The 15,151-nt window shown below is 70.7% G+C and carries 9 protein-coding genes; 2 read left to right on the top strand and 7 right to left on the bottom strand.

Annotation, left to right across the window (positions count from 1 at the left end; all coding sequences use genetic code 11):
* Positions 1 to 387 precede the first annotated feature (387 nt).
* From AB3X07_RS08375 to AB3X07_RS08365, 3 genes are all read right to left on the bottom strand, one after another.
* Positions 388 to 2,214: an ABC transporter ATP-binding protein gene (locus tag AB3X07_RS08375; protein ID WP_369943983.1), complete on the bottom strand. Its 1,827-nt coding sequence runs from the start codon at positions 2,212 to 2,214 to the stop codon at positions 388 to 390.
* Positions 2,215 to 2,567: 353 nt separating this feature from the next.
* The gene (locus AB3X07_RS08370; protein WP_369943981.1) at positions 2,568 to 5,102 is read right to left on the bottom strand and encodes a glycoside hydrolase family 3 protein; all 2,535 of its coding nucleotides are present in this window, start codon (positions 5,100 to 5,102) and stop codon (positions 2,568 to 2,570) included.
* A 77-nt stretch (positions 5,103 to 5,179) separates the two neighbouring features.
* Positions 5,180 to 7,942, bottom strand: a complete 2,763-nt coding sequence (locus AB3X07_RS08365; protein WP_369943980.1) for a TonB-dependent receptor — start codon at positions 7,940 to 7,942, stop codon at positions 5,180 to 5,182.
* 89 nt (positions 7,943 to 8,031) lie between these two features.
* Between AB3X07_RS08365 and AB3X07_RS08360 the strand changes: the two genes are divergently transcribed.
* Both AB3X07_RS08360 and AB3X07_RS08355 read left to right on the top strand, forming a co-directional pair.
* Entirely contained in the window at positions 8,032 to 9,579 is a 1,548-nt protein-coding gene (locus tag AB3X07_RS08360) for a glycoside hydrolase family 30 protein (protein ID WP_369943978.1), read from the top strand.
* Positions 9,576 to 10,604 carry a LacI family DNA-binding transcriptional regulator gene (locus AB3X07_RS08355; RefSeq protein ID WP_369943977.1) on the top strand — a complete coding sequence of 343 codons (1,029 nt, stop codon included), beginning with the start codon at positions 9,576 to 9,578 and terminating at the stop codon, positions 10,602 to 10,604. The genes AB3X07_RS08360 and AB3X07_RS08355 overlap by 4 nt, the downstream gene beginning before the upstream one ends.
* Before the next feature lie 522 nt (positions 10,605 to 11,126).
* On the opposite strand, the gene AB3X07_RS08350 is transcribed toward AB3X07_RS08355, so the two are convergent.
* The 4 genes from AB3X07_RS08350 to AB3X07_RS08335 all read right to left on the bottom strand — a co-directional run bounded on the left by AB3X07_RS08350 (position 11,127) and on the right by AB3X07_RS08335 (position 15,145).
* Complete coding sequence (locus tag AB3X07_RS08350) at positions 11,127 to 11,537, bottom strand: VOC family protein (protein ID WP_369943975.1); 411 nt, start codon at positions 11,535 to 11,537, stop codon at positions 11,127 to 11,129.
* Positions 11,534 to 13,147 (bottom strand): serine hydrolase, encoded by a 1,614-nt coding sequence (locus tag AB3X07_RS08345; protein WP_369943973.1) that lies wholly within the window; start codon positions 13,145 to 13,147, stop codon positions 11,534 to 11,536. Before AB3X07_RS08345 ends, AB3X07_RS08350 begins: the two co-directional genes overlap by 4 nt.
* Before the next feature lie 240 nt (positions 13,148 to 13,387).
* The gene (locus AB3X07_RS08340; protein ID WP_369943972.1) at positions 13,388 to 14,641 is read right to left on the bottom strand and encodes an RNA polymerase sigma factor; all 1,254 of its coding nucleotides are present in this window, start codon (positions 14,639 to 14,641) and stop codon (positions 13,388 to 13,390) included.
* A 78-nt stretch (positions 14,642 to 14,719) separates the two neighbouring features.
* Complete coding sequence (locus tag AB3X07_RS08335) at positions 14,720 to 15,145, bottom strand: VOC family protein (protein ID WP_369943971.1); 426 nt, start codon at positions 15,143 to 15,145, stop codon at positions 14,720 to 14,722.
* Positions 15,146 to 15,151: the final 6 nt, after the last annotated feature.

Genomic DNA, 15,151 nt, shown 5'->3' with positions numbered 1-15,151 from the left:
TGGGGAATCGCAAACGCGTTTCCCACGCCTGATGCCTCACGTGGTCCATCTGGAGAAGAGCCCCCTTGAGTCAAGGGGGCGCGCCGACAGGCGCGGGGATGTGGGGGATGATGAGCCGGGACCCACGGTTTGCGTAGCAAACTGTGGGGGCGACAGCGCGAATCCGATGGCGCGGCGCCTCGCTGGCTCGCTCATTGTGGGAGCGACTTCAGGGCACTTCGAACAACCTCGCGTTCGGAATTTGCGTGGTTGAGGCATCACCGTCTGCTCCATTTTTTTGTCGCGGCTGAAGCCGCTCCTACACGAAGCATGAGCTCCCTGTAGGAGCGGCTTCAGCCGCGACAGAACGATGAAACGGCCGCGATACCAAAGCGCCCAGCAAACGCCTCAGCCGGCAACGAAACCGCCGGTCTGCCGCGCCCACAGCCGCGCGTACAGGCCGCCGCGGGCGACCAGTTCGGCGTGGGTGCCGCTTTCGACGATGACGCCCCGGTCCATCACCACCAGGCGGTCCATGCGCGCGATGGTCGAGAGCCGGTGCGCGATCGCGATCACCGTCTTGCCGGCCATCAGTTCGTCCAGGCTGTCCTGGATCGCCGCCTCCACTTCCGAATCCAGCGCCGAGGTCGCTTCGTCCAGGATCAGGATCGGGGCGTCCTTGAGCAGTACCCGCGCGATGGCGATGCGCTGGCGCTGGCCGCCGGACAGCTTCACCCCGCGCTCGCCGACCTGCGCGTCGTAGCCGCGCAGGCCTTCGCCGTCCACCAACTGCTCGATGAACTCGGCCGCGCGCGCCTTGGCCACCGCCGCGTGCACTTGCGCGTCGCTGGCGTCGGGACGGCCGTACAGCAGGTTGTCGCGGATCGAACGGTGCAGCAACGAGGTGTCCTGGGTGACCAGGCCGATCTGCCCGCGCAGGCTTTCCTGGGTGACGCCGGCGATGTCCTGCCCATCGATCAGGATGCGTCCGCTCTCCAGGTCGTACAGCCGCAGCAGCACGTTGACCAGGGTCGACTTGCCGGCGCCGGACGGCCCGACCAGGCCGATCTTCTCGCCGGCGCGCACCTGCAGGTCCAGCGCGGCGATGACCCCGCCGCGCTTGCCGTAGTGGAAATGGATGTCCTCGAAGCGCACCTCGCCGCGTTCGACCCGCAGCGGCACCGCATCGGCGCGGTCCTGCACCTGCGCCGGCTGCGCGATCGTCTCCATGCCATCCTGCACCGCGCCGATGTCCTCGAACAGGCCGTTGACCGTCCACATGATCCAGCCGGACATGTTGTGGATGCGGATCACCAGGCCGGTGGCCACGGTGATCGCGCCCACGCTGATCTCGCCGCGGCTCCACAGCCACAGCGCCAGGCCGCAGGTGCCGGCGATCAGGAACCCGTTGGCGATGGCGATGGCGGTGTCCATCGTGGTGGTCATGCGCGTCTGCCGGCGATGCTTGAACGCCAGTTCCTCGATCGCCTCGCGCACATAGCGCTGCTCGCGCCCGGCGTGCGAGAACAGCTTGAGCGTGGCGATGTTGGTGTAGCCGTCGACGATGCGGCCCATCGCCTTGGAACGCGCGTCCGAGGCGATCCAGGCGCGCTGCTTCATCCGCGGCACGAAGTAGACCATCAAGCCCACGTACACCAGCAGCCAGGCGATCAGCGGCAGCATCAGCCAGGGATCGGCCTGGGCGAACAGCCACAGCGCGCTGCCGGTGTAGACCACGATGTACCACAGCGCATCGACCATCTGCACCGCCGATTCGCGCAGCGAGGTCCCGGTCTGCATCACCCGGTTGGCGATGCGCCCGGCGAAATCGTTCTGGAAGAAGCCCAGGCTCTGCCGCACCACGTAGTTGTGCATCAGCCAGCGCGCGCGGTTGCTGAGGCCGGGCACGATCGCCTGGTTCACCAGCAGGTTGTGCAGGCCGACGAAGAAGGGGCGCGCCACCAGCACGATCAGCGCCATCCACAGCAGTTCCCCGGCGTGGCGCTGGAAGAAGTCCGGCCCCGGCTGCTCGGCGAGCATGTCGACGATGCGCCCGAGGAAATCGAACATCGCCACTTCCACCAACGCCAGCAGCAAGCCGGCCACCACCGTCGCCAGCAGCAACGGCCACAGCGGCCGCAGGTAGTGCAGATAGAAGCGCGCGACGTCGCGCGGCGGCATCCGGGTCTCCACCTTGGGGAAGACGTCGATCAGGGATTCGAACCAGCGGAACATCGCACAGCGCCAACCAGCAACGGGGCGCCAGGGTAGCGTATCGGGCGTCAACCGCGGATGGCGCCGGCCGCGTGCGCGGATGGCGCGCGAACCGAGCGTCGGGACTGAAGATGCCCCCACGACGAGCCAGCGAACGCAGGTGTCCGCCGCGCGCCGTCCCCTGTAGGAGCGGCTTCAGCCGCGACGAGCGATGCCGGGATCCCGCCGCGCGCCGTCATGCCGGCGCGCGGCCGTGCGGCCTCACCCGGAACGCCCGCCCATCGCCACCGGGTAGGCCGTGGGATGACGCCGACACGCTCGCGCCGGCGGCGCTCGGCGTCGAACGCCCCGGCCTCCACCGCCGCGCACGGCGGCTACTCGCAGCGCACCGCGTCGCTCGCGTCCGCGGCGCCGGCGACGACCTGGATGCGGGTGAAGGCGGCCGCGAACGGCGCGTCGGCATCGACCGCGAACGGCATGTCGATGCCGCCGAGGTCGGCGCCGCGCTTGGCGAAGCAGGCCAGCGGCACGGTCACGGTGCGCTTGGCCTTGCCGGCGGCGGCCAGCAGCGGGCCGATGTCGATGCCTTCGCCGCAGCCGCGCGTGCAGCCCAGGCGCAGCGTCACCGGCACGGTCGGCGCCTGCTCCACCACCACGTCGAACTGCAGCGCGGCGTGCGCCTGCGCCAGCGCGGTGAGGTTCTGGCTGGCATCGCTGCTGGCGAACAGCCGCGCCGGCGCCAGCCAGGTGACCTGCTTGGCATCCTGCTGGGTGTTGACCTGCACCGTGCGCACGCGCAGCGCCGGCGTAGGCTGCGGCCACTGCCGTTCGGCGTTGAGATCGGCGCCCAGCGCCTGCTGCTGGCCGCGCGCGGCCAGCTTCAGGGAAAACGGCGGCGCATCGCGCAGGTTGAACACCGGCAGCGCGGTGGCTGCGCCGCAGTTCTCGGGCACTTGCACCGGCAAGGTGCCCACGCGCCCGCCACGCGCGTAGCGCAGGCCGTAGCCGACCGCGAACAGCGGCGGCCGCGCCGGGTCGGCCGGCGCCACCGGCGGCGGACAGGCCTGGCCCGGCCACGGGAAGCCGAGTTGGCCACGGAAGTCGTGCCGACCGCCGAACAGCACGTCGGCCACGCCGCCGCCCTCGCTGCCCGGCAGCCAGGCGGCGACGAAAGCCTGCGACAGGTTGAGCAGGTCGTTGACGTACAGCGGCCGCCCGGACAGCAACACCGTGATCACCGGCTTGCCGGTCGCCGCCGCGTCCTGCAGCGTCTTCAGGTCCTCCGGATGGCGCTGGCTGTGGGCCATGGTGCTGGAGGCGACGATATCGCCGCTGCCCTCGGCATACGGGGTTTCGCCGATCACCGCGACGATGGCGTCGTAGCTGCCCGGCGCCGCCGCGGCGACCGACTCGGCGTAGCGCACGCTGTCGGCACCGCCCACCTCGCGCAAGCCGGCCAGGATGCTCTGCGCATTGGGGAAATCGGCGTTCTGGTTGTCCGTGCCCTGCCAGGTCAGCGACCAGCCGCCGGCCTGGTCGGCCAGGTTGTCGGCGCTCTTGCCGACCACCAGCAGCCGCTGGCCGCGGCGCAGCGGCAGCGCGCCGCGCTCGTTCTTCAGCAGCACCAGCGATTCGCGCGCCGCGCGTCGCGCCAGGTCGCGGTGCACCAGCGCGTCCTCGCGCCCGGCATAGCGGCTGGCCGACGGCGCGTGCGCGAACAGCCCGGCGCGCAGCTTGACCCGCAGGATACGCCGCACCGCATCGTCGATGCGCGCCTGCGGGATCTGCCCGGAGCGCACCTGGGCGATGGTGTTGTCGATGAACGCCTTCCAGTCGTCGGGCACCATCACCATGTCCACGCCGGCGTTGATCGCCTGCGCGCAACTGGCATTGCTGCAGCCCGGCACCTGGCCGATGCCGTTCCAGTCGGAGACCACGAACCCGTCGAAGCCCATCTTCCGCTTCAGCGCCTCGGTGAGCAGCGGTTCGGCGCCGTGCATCTTGCCGTAATCGACGCCGGCGGCGACGTCGTTCCAACTGCTGTACGAGGCCATCACGGTCTGCACCCCGGCCTCGATCGCGCCGTAGTAGCCCTGTCCGTGCACGTTGACCATGCGCGCTTTGTCGATCCGCGCCACGCCCTGGTCGCGGCCGTGCTCGGTGGCGCCATCGCCCAGGTAGTGCTTGGCGGTGGCCAGCACGCTGGCATCGTCGCCCAGTCGCCCCTGCATGCCGCGTACGTAGGCGGCGCCGTAGCTATGCACCAGTACCGGGTCGGAGGAAAAGCTCTCGTAGGTCCGCCCCCAGTGCGGATCTTCGGCCACCGCCAACGTCGGCGCGAACGCCCAGGCGATGCCGGTGGCGCGGCTGGCCTCGGCGGTGGCGCGCGCGACCTGCTCGACCAGCGCCGGGTCGCGCGCCGCGCCCAGGCCGATGTTGTGCGGGAACAGCGTGGCGCCGTAGACGTTGCTGTGCCCATGCACCGCGTCGGTGCCCCATACGATCGGGATCGGCACCTGCGCATCGGTGTGCATCGAGGCCTGGTAGTAGGCATCGGCCAGGCGCAGCCAGTCGGCCACGCGCGCGTGCTTGTCCTTGCCCGGCCAGGAACCGCCGCCGTTGAGCACCGAGCCGATGTAGTACTGCCGCACCTGCTCGGGCGTGATCGACTTGATCTCGGCCTGGGTCATCTGCCCGACCTTCTGCGCCAGGGTCATGCCGCCCAGGATCCGATCGATGCGGGCCTCGATCGCCGGATCGGCGGCGACCGCGCTGCGCAGCGCCGGCCAGTCGTGCAGCGGCGCTGGTGCCGGTGCCGATGTCGGCGCGGACGGCGGCGCGGCGGCGGCGACAGCGGCAAGCGTGGCGGCGGCAAGCAGCGCGCGCGCCCAGGGGGGCGGTGTGGACATGCGGGTTTCTCCATCGGATGCGGATGCGGGCGCCACGTGCGACGTGGCGCCCGCTCCGGCAGGCGGTGCGGCGGGGATCAGAGCTTGTAGCGGAAGCCGAGCAGGTACTGGCGTCCGTACTCGGTGTATTCCTCGGGCAGGAACACGGTGGAGGCGACGCCGGCGGCGCTGACCTCGGTGCGGAACGCCTCGTTGGTCAGGTTGTTGACCTGGAACATCAGCGACAGTCCCTTCAAGCGACCGCTGTCGGGGAAGTCGTAGCTCAGTTGCAGGTCGGTGACGCGCTCGCTGAGCGTGTTGCGGTAGCTGCGCTGGCCGAACAGCGAACCGTACTCGCCGCGGTAGGGATCGCGGTAGCGCTGGCTGACGCGCGCGCCGAAGCCGTGCTTCTCGTAGAACAACGTGGCGTTGGCGACGATCTTGGACAGGCCGGGGATGGTGTCGGTGCCGGGCGAGTTGTCGCTGGGATCGGGATCGATCGACGATTCGGTGTAGGAGCCGTTGAACTGCACGCCGAACCCGTCCAGGCGCTCGCTGAACACGTCGCCGGTGACGGTGGCGGCGAACTCGATGCCGCGCATGTAGCCGCCGCTGCCGTTGGCCCAGGTGCTGAAGGTGCCGATGTTGGACAGCGGGGTCTTGCCGTCCGGGTTGTAGCCGGTGAAATCCCAGGTGAGGTTCTGCCGGTAGATGTAGGTCTGCAGGTCCTTGTAGAACAGCGCCAGGCTGACGTAGCTGGCCGAGCCGAAATACTTCTCCAGCGACAGGTCCAGCGCATCGGCGCGATACGGCTGCAGGGTCGGATTGCCGCCGCTGCCGCTCCACAGCCCGGTGGTGGTGTCCACCGCGGCGCTGGCGTCGGCGCTGAGGTAGTTGATCGGCGGGCGCATCAACTGCTTGGCCGCGCCCAGCCGCGCCATCCAGCCGTCGCCGAAGTCGAACACCAGGTTCAGGCTCGGCAACGCATCGTGGTAGCGCGCGCCCAGCGTCTGCGCGCCGACCACCGCGCCGCCGCTGGCGTTGAAGCCGGTGGAGGACTGGTCGGTGCTGATGTACTGCAGGCCGGCGTTGCCGCGCACGCGCACCCGCTCGCCCAGGTCCATGTCGATGTTGGCGCGCAGGTAGTAGGTGTTGACGTGCTCGTCGACGACGTAGTCCTTGCGCAGGTCGTCGTTGCTTTCCGACAGCGTCACGTCGTAGTAGCGCGACAGCAGCGCGCGCGGATCGAAGCTGAGCACGTCGCCGATGCCGGCGAAGCCCAGCGAGGTCGGCGAATACAGCAGCGCCGGGTCGACCAGGGTCGGCGTGCGCCCCGGCAGGTCGGCGAAGTACACGTCGGCCCGCTTGTCCTTGCTGCGCCGGTTGACGTTCACGCCCAGGTCGATGCTGCGCACCAGCGCGGTGTCGAGGTCGTAGTTGAACTCCAGGCGGCCGGCCTTGATCTCGTCCTTCTGCCAGGAATTCTCCAGGCGCCCGTCGTGGCCCCACTTCTGCGGGTCCCACAGGTACACCGCGCCGGGATCGGCCAGATTGGCCAGCGAATAGCGCGCGAAATCGTGGCTCAGCGGCAGGTCGAAGCCGATGTCCTGCGGATCGGCCAGGCCGGCGTAGGTTTCCAGCTGCGACTGCCGGCGCTCGGCGCGCGAGTAGTTCAGGTCCAGGCTCAGCGACCACGGCTCCCAGTGCAGGGTATTGGTCCAGCCCACCGAGAGCAGCTTGTCCTGCCTGTCGTTGCGGTCGTTGCGCAGCACCGGCTGCACGCCGCTCAAGGTGCCCTGGGTGATGATCGGCACGCCCTGCCGGTCGGTGGTGACGATGTCGTTGTAGCTCACCTGCTGGCCGAGCGAATTGCTGAAATCCGGCGCGTTGGACCACATCGCGCCATGCATGGTCTCCTTCTGGTCGAACTTGGACCAGTAGCCGTCGAGCACGCTGTGGAAGTGTTCGTTGGGCTTGTATTCCAGAGTGCCGATCACGCCGTCGCGGGTCAGCTCGCGCGACTTGATCCACGCCTCCGAGCCCTGCAGCGCCACCGCGCCCGGCGGCTTGCCCGGCTGGGTCGCGCCCCAGCTATCCGGATTGCCCCACCACCACGCCTTGTAGTGTTTTTCCTGGAACGGCGAATTCAGCCGCGCCACGCCCAGCGCCACGCCGATGGTGTCGCCGGCGAACTGATCGACATAGGACGCCGCGGCGCGGTAGCCGGTGTCGTGGCCATCGGCGCCGAGCTTGCCGAAGGAATTCTTCTCGCCGTTGCCGCTGACCACGATGCGCCGCTCGCCCAGGTCCAGCGGGCGGATCGTCTTCAGGTCCACGGTGCCGGACAGGCCCTGCCCGATCACCGCCGCGTCGGCGGTCTTGTAGACGGTGACCGCGTTGATCAGTTCGGCCGGGAACTGGTCGAACTCCACGCCGCGGCTGTCGCCGGTGCTGACCTGCTCGCGGCCGTTGAGCGTGGTGCCGACGAACTGCTCGGACATGCCGCGGATGTTGATCACCTGCGAACGCCCGTCCACGCGTTGGGTGGCCACGCCGGGCAGCCGCGAGATCGAGTCGGCGATGCTCACGTCGGGCAACTTGCCGATGTCCTCGGCCGAGATCGCCTCCACGATCAGCGACGATTCGCTCTTGGTCTCCACTGCGGTCTCGATGGCGTGGCGGATGCCGGTGACGCGCACCGTATCCAGCGTGCCGACCGTGTCCTGCGACGCGGACGGCGGCGCATCGGCGCTGGCGGTTTGCGCATGCGCCTGCTGCAACGCGGCGATGCAACAGGCCACGGCCAACAGCCGCCGCGACGGCGCGCCGCGGCGCGCGCGGCCTACGAACGATTCCTGCATACCCCTCATGTCGTGCCCCTCCCGGCATTTTTGACAGCGCTGTCATACCCGTCGTATCCAGTGCGGTCAATCCCGATCAGGAGCGCGCCGTGCCGCACCCACGCAAGTTCAACCAGTTCCGGGCCGATGCGCCATCGCCATCGGCGAAATCGCTGCGGCGCAGCATGCCGTTTGCGCGGCAATCGCGGCCCTCGCCCGCCCTGTGGCGGCGCTGCGCCGGCGCGCTGTGCGGCACCCTGCTGATCGTGTCCGGAGCGGCGTTCGCCGCGCCGCGGGCGAGCGGCGAGGTCCAGGTCTGGATCACCACCCAGGACCATCGCCAGGCGCTGGCGGCGGCACCGGCCGCGACCTGGAGCGCGCAGCCCGACGCCGATATCCGCGTCGACGCCGCGGCCCGGCGCCAGCGCATGCTCGGCTTCGGCGCCTCGATCACCGACGCCTCGGCCTGGGTGCTGCAGCAACTGCCGGCCGCGCGCCGCGACGCGCTGATGCGCGAACTGTTCGGCCGCGCCGACGGCGGCCTGGGCCTGAGCTTCGCGCGGCTGACCATCGGCGCCTCGGACTTCTCGCGCCACCACTACAGCCTCGACGACACGCCGGACAACGCGCCGGATCCGACCCTGGCGCACTTCAGCATCGCCCCCAACCGCGACGACGTGCTGCCGATCGCGCGGCAGGCGCTGGCGATCAATCCGGACCTCAGGATCATGGCCTCGCCGTGGAGCGCGCCGGCGTGGATGAAGACCAGCGGCAGCCTGATCGGAGGCACGCTCAAGCCCGAGTACTACGACGCCTTCGCCCGCTACCTGCTGCGCTACGTCGATGCCTACGCGCAGGCGGGCGTGCCGATCTTCGCGCTGACCCTGCAGAACGAGCCGGGCTTCACCCCCACCGACTACCCGGGCATGCGCCTGGAGGCGGCGCAGCGCGCGCAACTGATCGGCCGCCACCTCGGCCCGTTGCTCGACGCGCGCCGCGACCCGCCGCTGATCTTCGACTGGGACCACAACTGGGACCAGCCGCAGGAACCGCTGGCGGTGCTGGCCGATGCGCAGGCGCGGCGCCATGTCGCCGCCGTCGCCTGGCATTGCTACGCCGGCGACCCGTCCGCGCAGAGCCCGGTGCAGGCCGCCTATCCGGACAAGGACGCGTACATGACCGAATGCTCCGGCGGCGACTGGGAGCCGCTGCGCAGCGGCGGGCTGACCCTGCAGGCGCGGCGGCTGATCGTGCAGTCGGTGCGCCACGGCGCGCGCGGCGTGCTGTTCTGGAACCTGGCGCTGGACCTGCAGGGCGGCCCGCATGCCGGCGGCTGCGGCACCTGCCGCGGCGTGGTCGATGTCGATCCGCGTGGCGAGCGCGTGGTGCGCACCGACGAGTACTATGCCCTCGCCCATGCCAGCCGCTTCGTGCGTCCGCAGGCCTGGCGCATCGATTCCAGCGAGGGCAGCGAAGGCATGGACAACGTGGCGTTCCTCAATCCGGACGGATCGCGGGTGCTGGTGGTGGTCAACAGCGCCGAACGCGCACGTGCGGTCAGCGTCGCCGACGGCACGCGCGGGTTCCGCTACACCGTGCCGGCACGCAGCCTGGCCAGCTTCGTGTGGCCGGCGCCGGCCGCGGTCGCGCCGCGGTGAGCAAACGCGCCACGCCGGGCCTGCGCATCGAGGACGTGGCCGCGCGCGCCGGCGTGTCGATGAAGACCGTCTCGCGGGTGATCAACGGCGAGCCCAACGTGCGCGAGCAGACCCGGCGCAAGGTCGAACAGACCATGCAGCGACTGGGCTACCAACCCAACCCGTCGGCGCGCAGCCTGGCCGGGCAGCGCTCCTATGCGGTGGCGCTGGCCTACGACAATCCCTCCTACTACCAGATGGAGATCCAGAACGGCGTGCTGGCGGCCTGCCGCGCGCAGCGCTACACGCTGATGCTGGCGCCGGTGGACCGCAGCCACGCCGACCATGCCGATGCGCTGGTCGCGTTGGCGCGGCACCAGCACATCGACGGGCTGCTGCTGATCCCGCCGCTGACCGACGACACGCCGCTGCTGCGCCGTCTGGACGCCGAAGGCATCGCCCTGGCCTGCGTATCGCCGCGGCGCCAGCGCGACTGGCCCGGGGTGCGGCTGGAGGAACGCGCCGCCGCGCGCGAGCTGGTCGGCGAACTGGTGCGGCTCGGCCATCGCCGCATCGCCCATGTGCGCGGCCTGCCCGGCCACGGCGCGACGCAATGGCGACTGGCCGGCTACCGCGACGCGCTGGCGGCGGCCGGCATCGCCTACGACCCGGAGCTGGTGGTCCCGGGACGCTTCGAGTTCACCTCCGGCGTCGCCGCCGGCGAGCGCCTGCTCGCGCAGCATCCGCGGCCCAGCGCGGTGTTCGCCGCCAACGACGAGATGGCCGCCGGCGTGCTGCGCAGCGCCAGCCTGCGCGGCCTGCACGTGCCCACCGACCTGTCGGTCTGCGGCTTCGACGACACCCTGGTCGCGCAGCAGGTCTCGCCGGCCCTGGCCACGGTGCAGCAACCGCTGCAGCAGATGGGCCGGCGCGCACTGGAACTGCTGCTGGCGCGGGTACGCGCGCCGCAGCCGCCGGACTGCGAGACCCTGCCGTATCGCTTGCTGCTGCGCGATTCGATCGGACCGCCGCCTGGGAAGTGTTGAGGCTTGGGAGCCGGGATTGGGATTGGTACCACGGCATGTCCAGTTCCGGCCGCTGCAGGCCGAACAGCTCGGCGGTGATGCCGAACTCGAACAGGCACCGGTTCGGATAGGCCAACGCGACCACGGAGGGCGAGGCGTTCGTCTTGGCAGGAAATGACCGCTGTTCGTCCACCCTGCCAGTGTGGCCGCCGTTGCAGCGGCGGCAGCGGCAGGTGAAGCCGATGATCGGCGGCATCACGGGCTGGCTGGACGAGGGGTTCGCGCTGCTGCGCGACGCTGCCGATGCTGGATGATCGGCCGCGACGGCTGCCGTTGCGCGAGCAAGTGTGGGAATGGCGCTACCGCGCCATGGCGTCTTGTGGGAGGGACTTCAGTCTCGACGGCTGCCGAAACCGGATGCCTTGCGGCTTCGGTGTCGCGGCTGAAGCCGCTCCTACAACCGGCCTGACGATTGGCGCTTGTTTCCTGCGCGGCGCACCTGGACCGGGACAGCGACCAACAGCATCGCCCCCACCACCTCACTCATTCCGCGCCATGGCAGCACACGCCCAGCTTGTTGCCGTCCAGGTCGCGGAAATATGCGCCGTAATAGTGCGGGTGGTAGTGCGCGCGCAGCCCAGGCGCGCCTTCGCAGCGCGCACCTTGGGCCAGCGCCAGCGCGTGGCAGCGATCCACCTGCGCCCGGCTCGCCGCCTGCAACGCCAGCATCTGGCCGTTGCCCGGGGTCGTTGGCTGGTCGTCGAAGGCACGGCCGATCAGCAGCAACGGGCGCGGTGCGTCCGGCGCGGTCCAGCCGGCCCAGCCGCGCGTGTCGTCGCGGAACTGCAGCTGCAATCCCAGCACCTGCAGCAGCGGCGCGTAGAACGCGAACGCGGCCGGGAAGTCGTTCACCCCGAGATGCGCGTGCGAGAGCATCGGCAGGGCCACGCTCACGACGCGGCGGCCACTGGCGTCAGCAGCAGATCCTGGAAGTCGAAGCTGAAATCGGTCAGCGGCGAAATCGCCTCCATGCGCACCTCGCGCACCTTGCCGTCGGGGGTCAGCGCGAAGTTGACGAAGGCATCGGCATTGAGCGAACGGTCGCGCCAGCGCACGATGAAGGTGTCGTGCTGCCAGTGCTCCAGGGTCCCGACCAGTTGCGCGGTCTTGCTGAAGCGCAGCTCCAGTTGCTTGCCGCGCTGCGCGATCGCCACCTCGCCGTACCACGGGTCGCGATAGGTGCCGGCGTAGCCGGACAGCGGCAGCGACGGCCGCGAGGTGGCGTCGCGCGCGGCCACGTGCTTGGCCCAGTCCGCGTCGGCATTGGCATCGGCCTTGGCCACGGCCTTGGCGTAGGCGGCGGTCCAGTCGGTCGCCGGCGCGCCCAGGTAGGCGTCCAGTACCTGCAGGGTGATGGCGTTGAACGCGGCGCCGACCTCTTGGTTGGTCAGCACGATCACGCCCAGCTTGCGCTCCGGCACCAGGGTCAGCCGCGATACCATGCCGGGCCAGCCACCGGTGTGCCAGACCAGCTTGGCGCCGCGGTAATCGCTCAGGCTCCAGCCCTCGCCGTAGCCGGCGAAGTTCGGCTTGGCCGGCAGCAGCTTCGGCACGCTCGGCTCGGCGATGGCGATCGGGGTGATCACCTGCCACATCTCCTGCTGCCGCTGCGCGCTGAACAGCCGCCGCTCGGCGCCGCCATCGGCGGGCAGGCGCCCGCCGTCGAGCTGTACCTGCATCCACTTGGCCATGTCGTGCACGTTGGCGTAGATGCCGCCGGCGCCGGAGTTGTTGGACCAGGTCAGCGGCGGCACCGTGCGCAGCGCGCGGAAGTCGAACTTGGCGTGGCCGACCGCGGCCTGGTCGCCGGGCTGCAGATGGTCGCTGTTGATGCGCGCGCCGCTCATGCCCACCGGCACGAAGATGCGCTGGCGCACGAACGCGGCATAGGACTGGCCGGAGACCTGCTCGATCACCTTCTGCGCCACCGCATACAGGATGTTGTCGTAGGCGTAGCGGTCGCGGAAACCGCCCTTCAGCGGCACCTGCGCCAGGCGCCGCACCACCTCCTCGTTGCTGTACGCGGTGGCCGGCCAGAACAACAGGTCGCCGGCGCCCAGGCTCAGCCCGCTGCGGTGGCTGAGCAGGTCGCGCACGCGCATCTCGCGGGTCACGTACGGGTCGGCCATCTGGAACCACGGCAGGTGTTCGATCACCCGGTCGTCGAGCTTGAGCTTGCCCTCGTCGGCCAGGATCGACAACGCCGTGGCGGTGAACGCCTTGGTGTTGGAGGCGATCGCGAACAGGGTCTGCGCGTCCACCGGCTCCGGCTTGCCGAGTTCGCGCACGCCGTAGCCGCGCTCCAGCACCACCTGCCCGTCCTTGACGATGGCGATGGCGATGCCGGGCACGTCGAACTGCTTGCGCACGCGCTCCACCCGCGCATCCAGATCCTGCAGCGACGGCGGCAAGGCCGCATCCACGGCGGCAGGCGCCTGCGCCTGCACGGTCGCGCTCATCGCCAGTAGCAGGCCGCAGCCCATCGACATGCTCTTCAAATCCATCGCTCCTGAAAAAGGGAAAGACACCGCCAACGACGGCGCCGTTTGCGGCAGCGCAACGGGGCGCGCATGCCGCATCGCGACCTCGCCGCCACGCACCCGGCCGTGCCGACCCGCCTTGCCAAGGCGCAGGTCGTATCGTCCACGGCAACCGGCGGCAACCGGCGTGATCTGCAGCACGCCCCGCAGGCCGCGGCGCAGGAGCGAGTGTAGGCCAGCCGCGACCCGCGCGGCAGTGGCGCGCTACAGCGCCGCGGCCCGTGCCAGCAGCGCCTGCCGCTCGCGTGCGTTGCCGCTGAGCGCGGCCGCCTCGGCGAAGGCGGCGCGGGCCTCCTCCATCCTGCCCAGGCGTTGCAGCACGTCGCCGCAGGCCGCGGCCAGCGGCGCGTAGTCGCGCAGCCGCGGATCGTCGCGCAAGGGCTGCAGCAGCGCCCAGGCCGCCGCCGCGCCGTGCGCGCGCGCCACCGCGACCGCCCGGTTGAGGTCCACCACCGGCGAGGGATGCAGTTGCGCCAGCCGCGCGTACAGCGCCGCCAGTTGCGCCCAATCGGTGTCCTCGGCGCGGCGCGCGCCGGCATGGCAGGCGGCGATGGCCGCCTGCAGCACGTAGGCGTCGTCGCCACCGCCCAGTTGCCGCGCGCGCTGCAGGGCGGCCTGGCCACGCGCGATCTGCAGCCAGTCCCAGCGCGCGCGGTCCTGCTCGGGCAACAGCACCGCGCTGCCGTCGGCGCGCACCCGCGCCGCGCTGCGCGAGGCCTGCAGTTCCATCAGCGCCAGCAGGCCGTGCACCTGCGGCCAGGTCGGCAAGCGCTGCGCCAGCACCCGGCCCAGCCGCAGCGCCTCCTCGCACAGCGCCGGCCGCATCCAGTCGTCGCCGGCGCTGGCCGCATAGCCCTCGTTGAACACCAGGTAGATCACCTCCAGCACCGACGCCAGGCGCTCGGCCAGCGCCGCCTGCCGCGGCACCTCGAACGGCACCCGCTTCTGCGCCAGGGTGCGCTTGGCGCGGACGATACGCTGGGCGATGGTCGGCTCCGGCAGCAGGAACGCGCGCGCGATCTCCTCCGTGCTCAGGCCACCGAGCAGGCGCAGGGTCAGCGCGACCCGCGCGTCGGCCGGCAGCAGCGGATGGCAGGCGACGAACATCAGCCGCAGCAGGTCGTCGCCGATGTCGTCCTGCAGCGCGTCGCTGTCGTCCGGCGCGGGCAGCGGCTGCGGCTGCAGCAGGTCGCCCCACTGCGCGTGCTGGCCGGCGATCCGCTGGTGCTGGCGCAGCACGTCGATGGCACGGTTGCGCGCGGTGGTCATCAGCCACGCTCCGGGATTGTCGGGAATGCCCTGGGTCGGCCAGCGTTCCAGCGCGGCCACCCAGGTGTCCTGGACCAGTTCCTCGGCGCGGCCGATGTCGCCGCCGAGCAGGCGGGTCAGGCGCGCGATCAGGCCGGGCGCCTCCATGCGCCAGACCGTCTCCAGGCGTTGCGTCAGTGCGCCGTGCATGCCGCGATCAGAGCACCGCCGGTGCCGCCGCACAAGCCGCGGCGCGCCCATGTGCGCAGCGCGGCGGGCAGGCGCCGATCACGGCTGCTTCATGCAGTTGACCATCCACGGCTTGCCGTAGCGGTCCACCAGCATGCCCCAGCGCAGCGCCCAGAACGTCTCGCCGAGCGGCACGCCGATCCGGCCGCCCTCGGCGAGCGCGGCGAATACCCGCTCGGCCTGCTCCACCGTGTCCACTTCGACGTTGATGGTGGTGCCGTGGCCGGGTTCCTGCGGCGTCGGCCCGTCGGCCGCCATCAGCACCGCCCCGCCGGCCTCGAGCTGGCTGTGCGCGACCTGCTCCGGGCGCGGCGCCGGCATGCCGCCGCAGCCGTCCATGGTCTCGCTGGGCGGCATCTCGCCGTAGGTCATCTCCGAGACGACGCTGCCGCCCAGCGCCTGCGCGTAGAACGCCATCGCCTCGTGGGTCGCGCCATCGAAGCTCAGGAAGGGGATCAGTTTCATGGGATG

Source organism: Xanthomonas sp. DAR 35659, from assembly GCF_041242975.1.
Taxonomy (GTDB): Bacteria; Pseudomonadota; Gammaproteobacteria; order Xanthomonadales; family Xanthomonadaceae; genus Xanthomonas_A; species Xanthomonas_A medicagonis.
Note: the sequence above shows the minus strand (reverse complement) of the source record. Positions and strands in the feature narration are given on the sequence as shown.

Excerpts from the sequence above, each read along its gene's own strand:
- AB3X07_RS08375 (WP_369943983.1), bottom strand. The coding sequence starts at position 2,214 with ATGTTCCGCTGGTTCGAATCCCTGATCGACGTCTTCCCCAAGGTGGAG.
- AB3X07_RS08370 (WP_369943981.1), bottom strand. The coding sequence starts at position 5,102 with ATGTCCACACCGCCCCCCTGGGCGCGCGCGCTGCTTGCCGCCGCCACG.
- AB3X07_RS08365 (WP_369943980.1), bottom strand. The coding sequence starts at position 7,942 with ATGCAGGAATCGTTCGTAGGCCGCGCGCGCCGCGGCGCGCCGTCGCGG.
- AB3X07_RS08345 (WP_369943973.1), bottom strand. The coding sequence starts at position 13,147 with ATGGATTTGAAGAGCATGTCGATGGGCTGCGGCCTGCTACTGGCGATG.
- AB3X07_RS08340 (WP_369943972.1), bottom strand. The coding sequence starts at position 14,641 with ATGCACGGCGCACTGACGCAACGCCTGGAGACGGTCTGGCGCATGGAG.
- AB3X07_RS08335 (WP_369943971.1), bottom strand. The coding sequence starts at position 15,145 with ATGAAACTGATCCCCTTCCTGAGCTTCGATGGCGCGACCCACGAGGCG.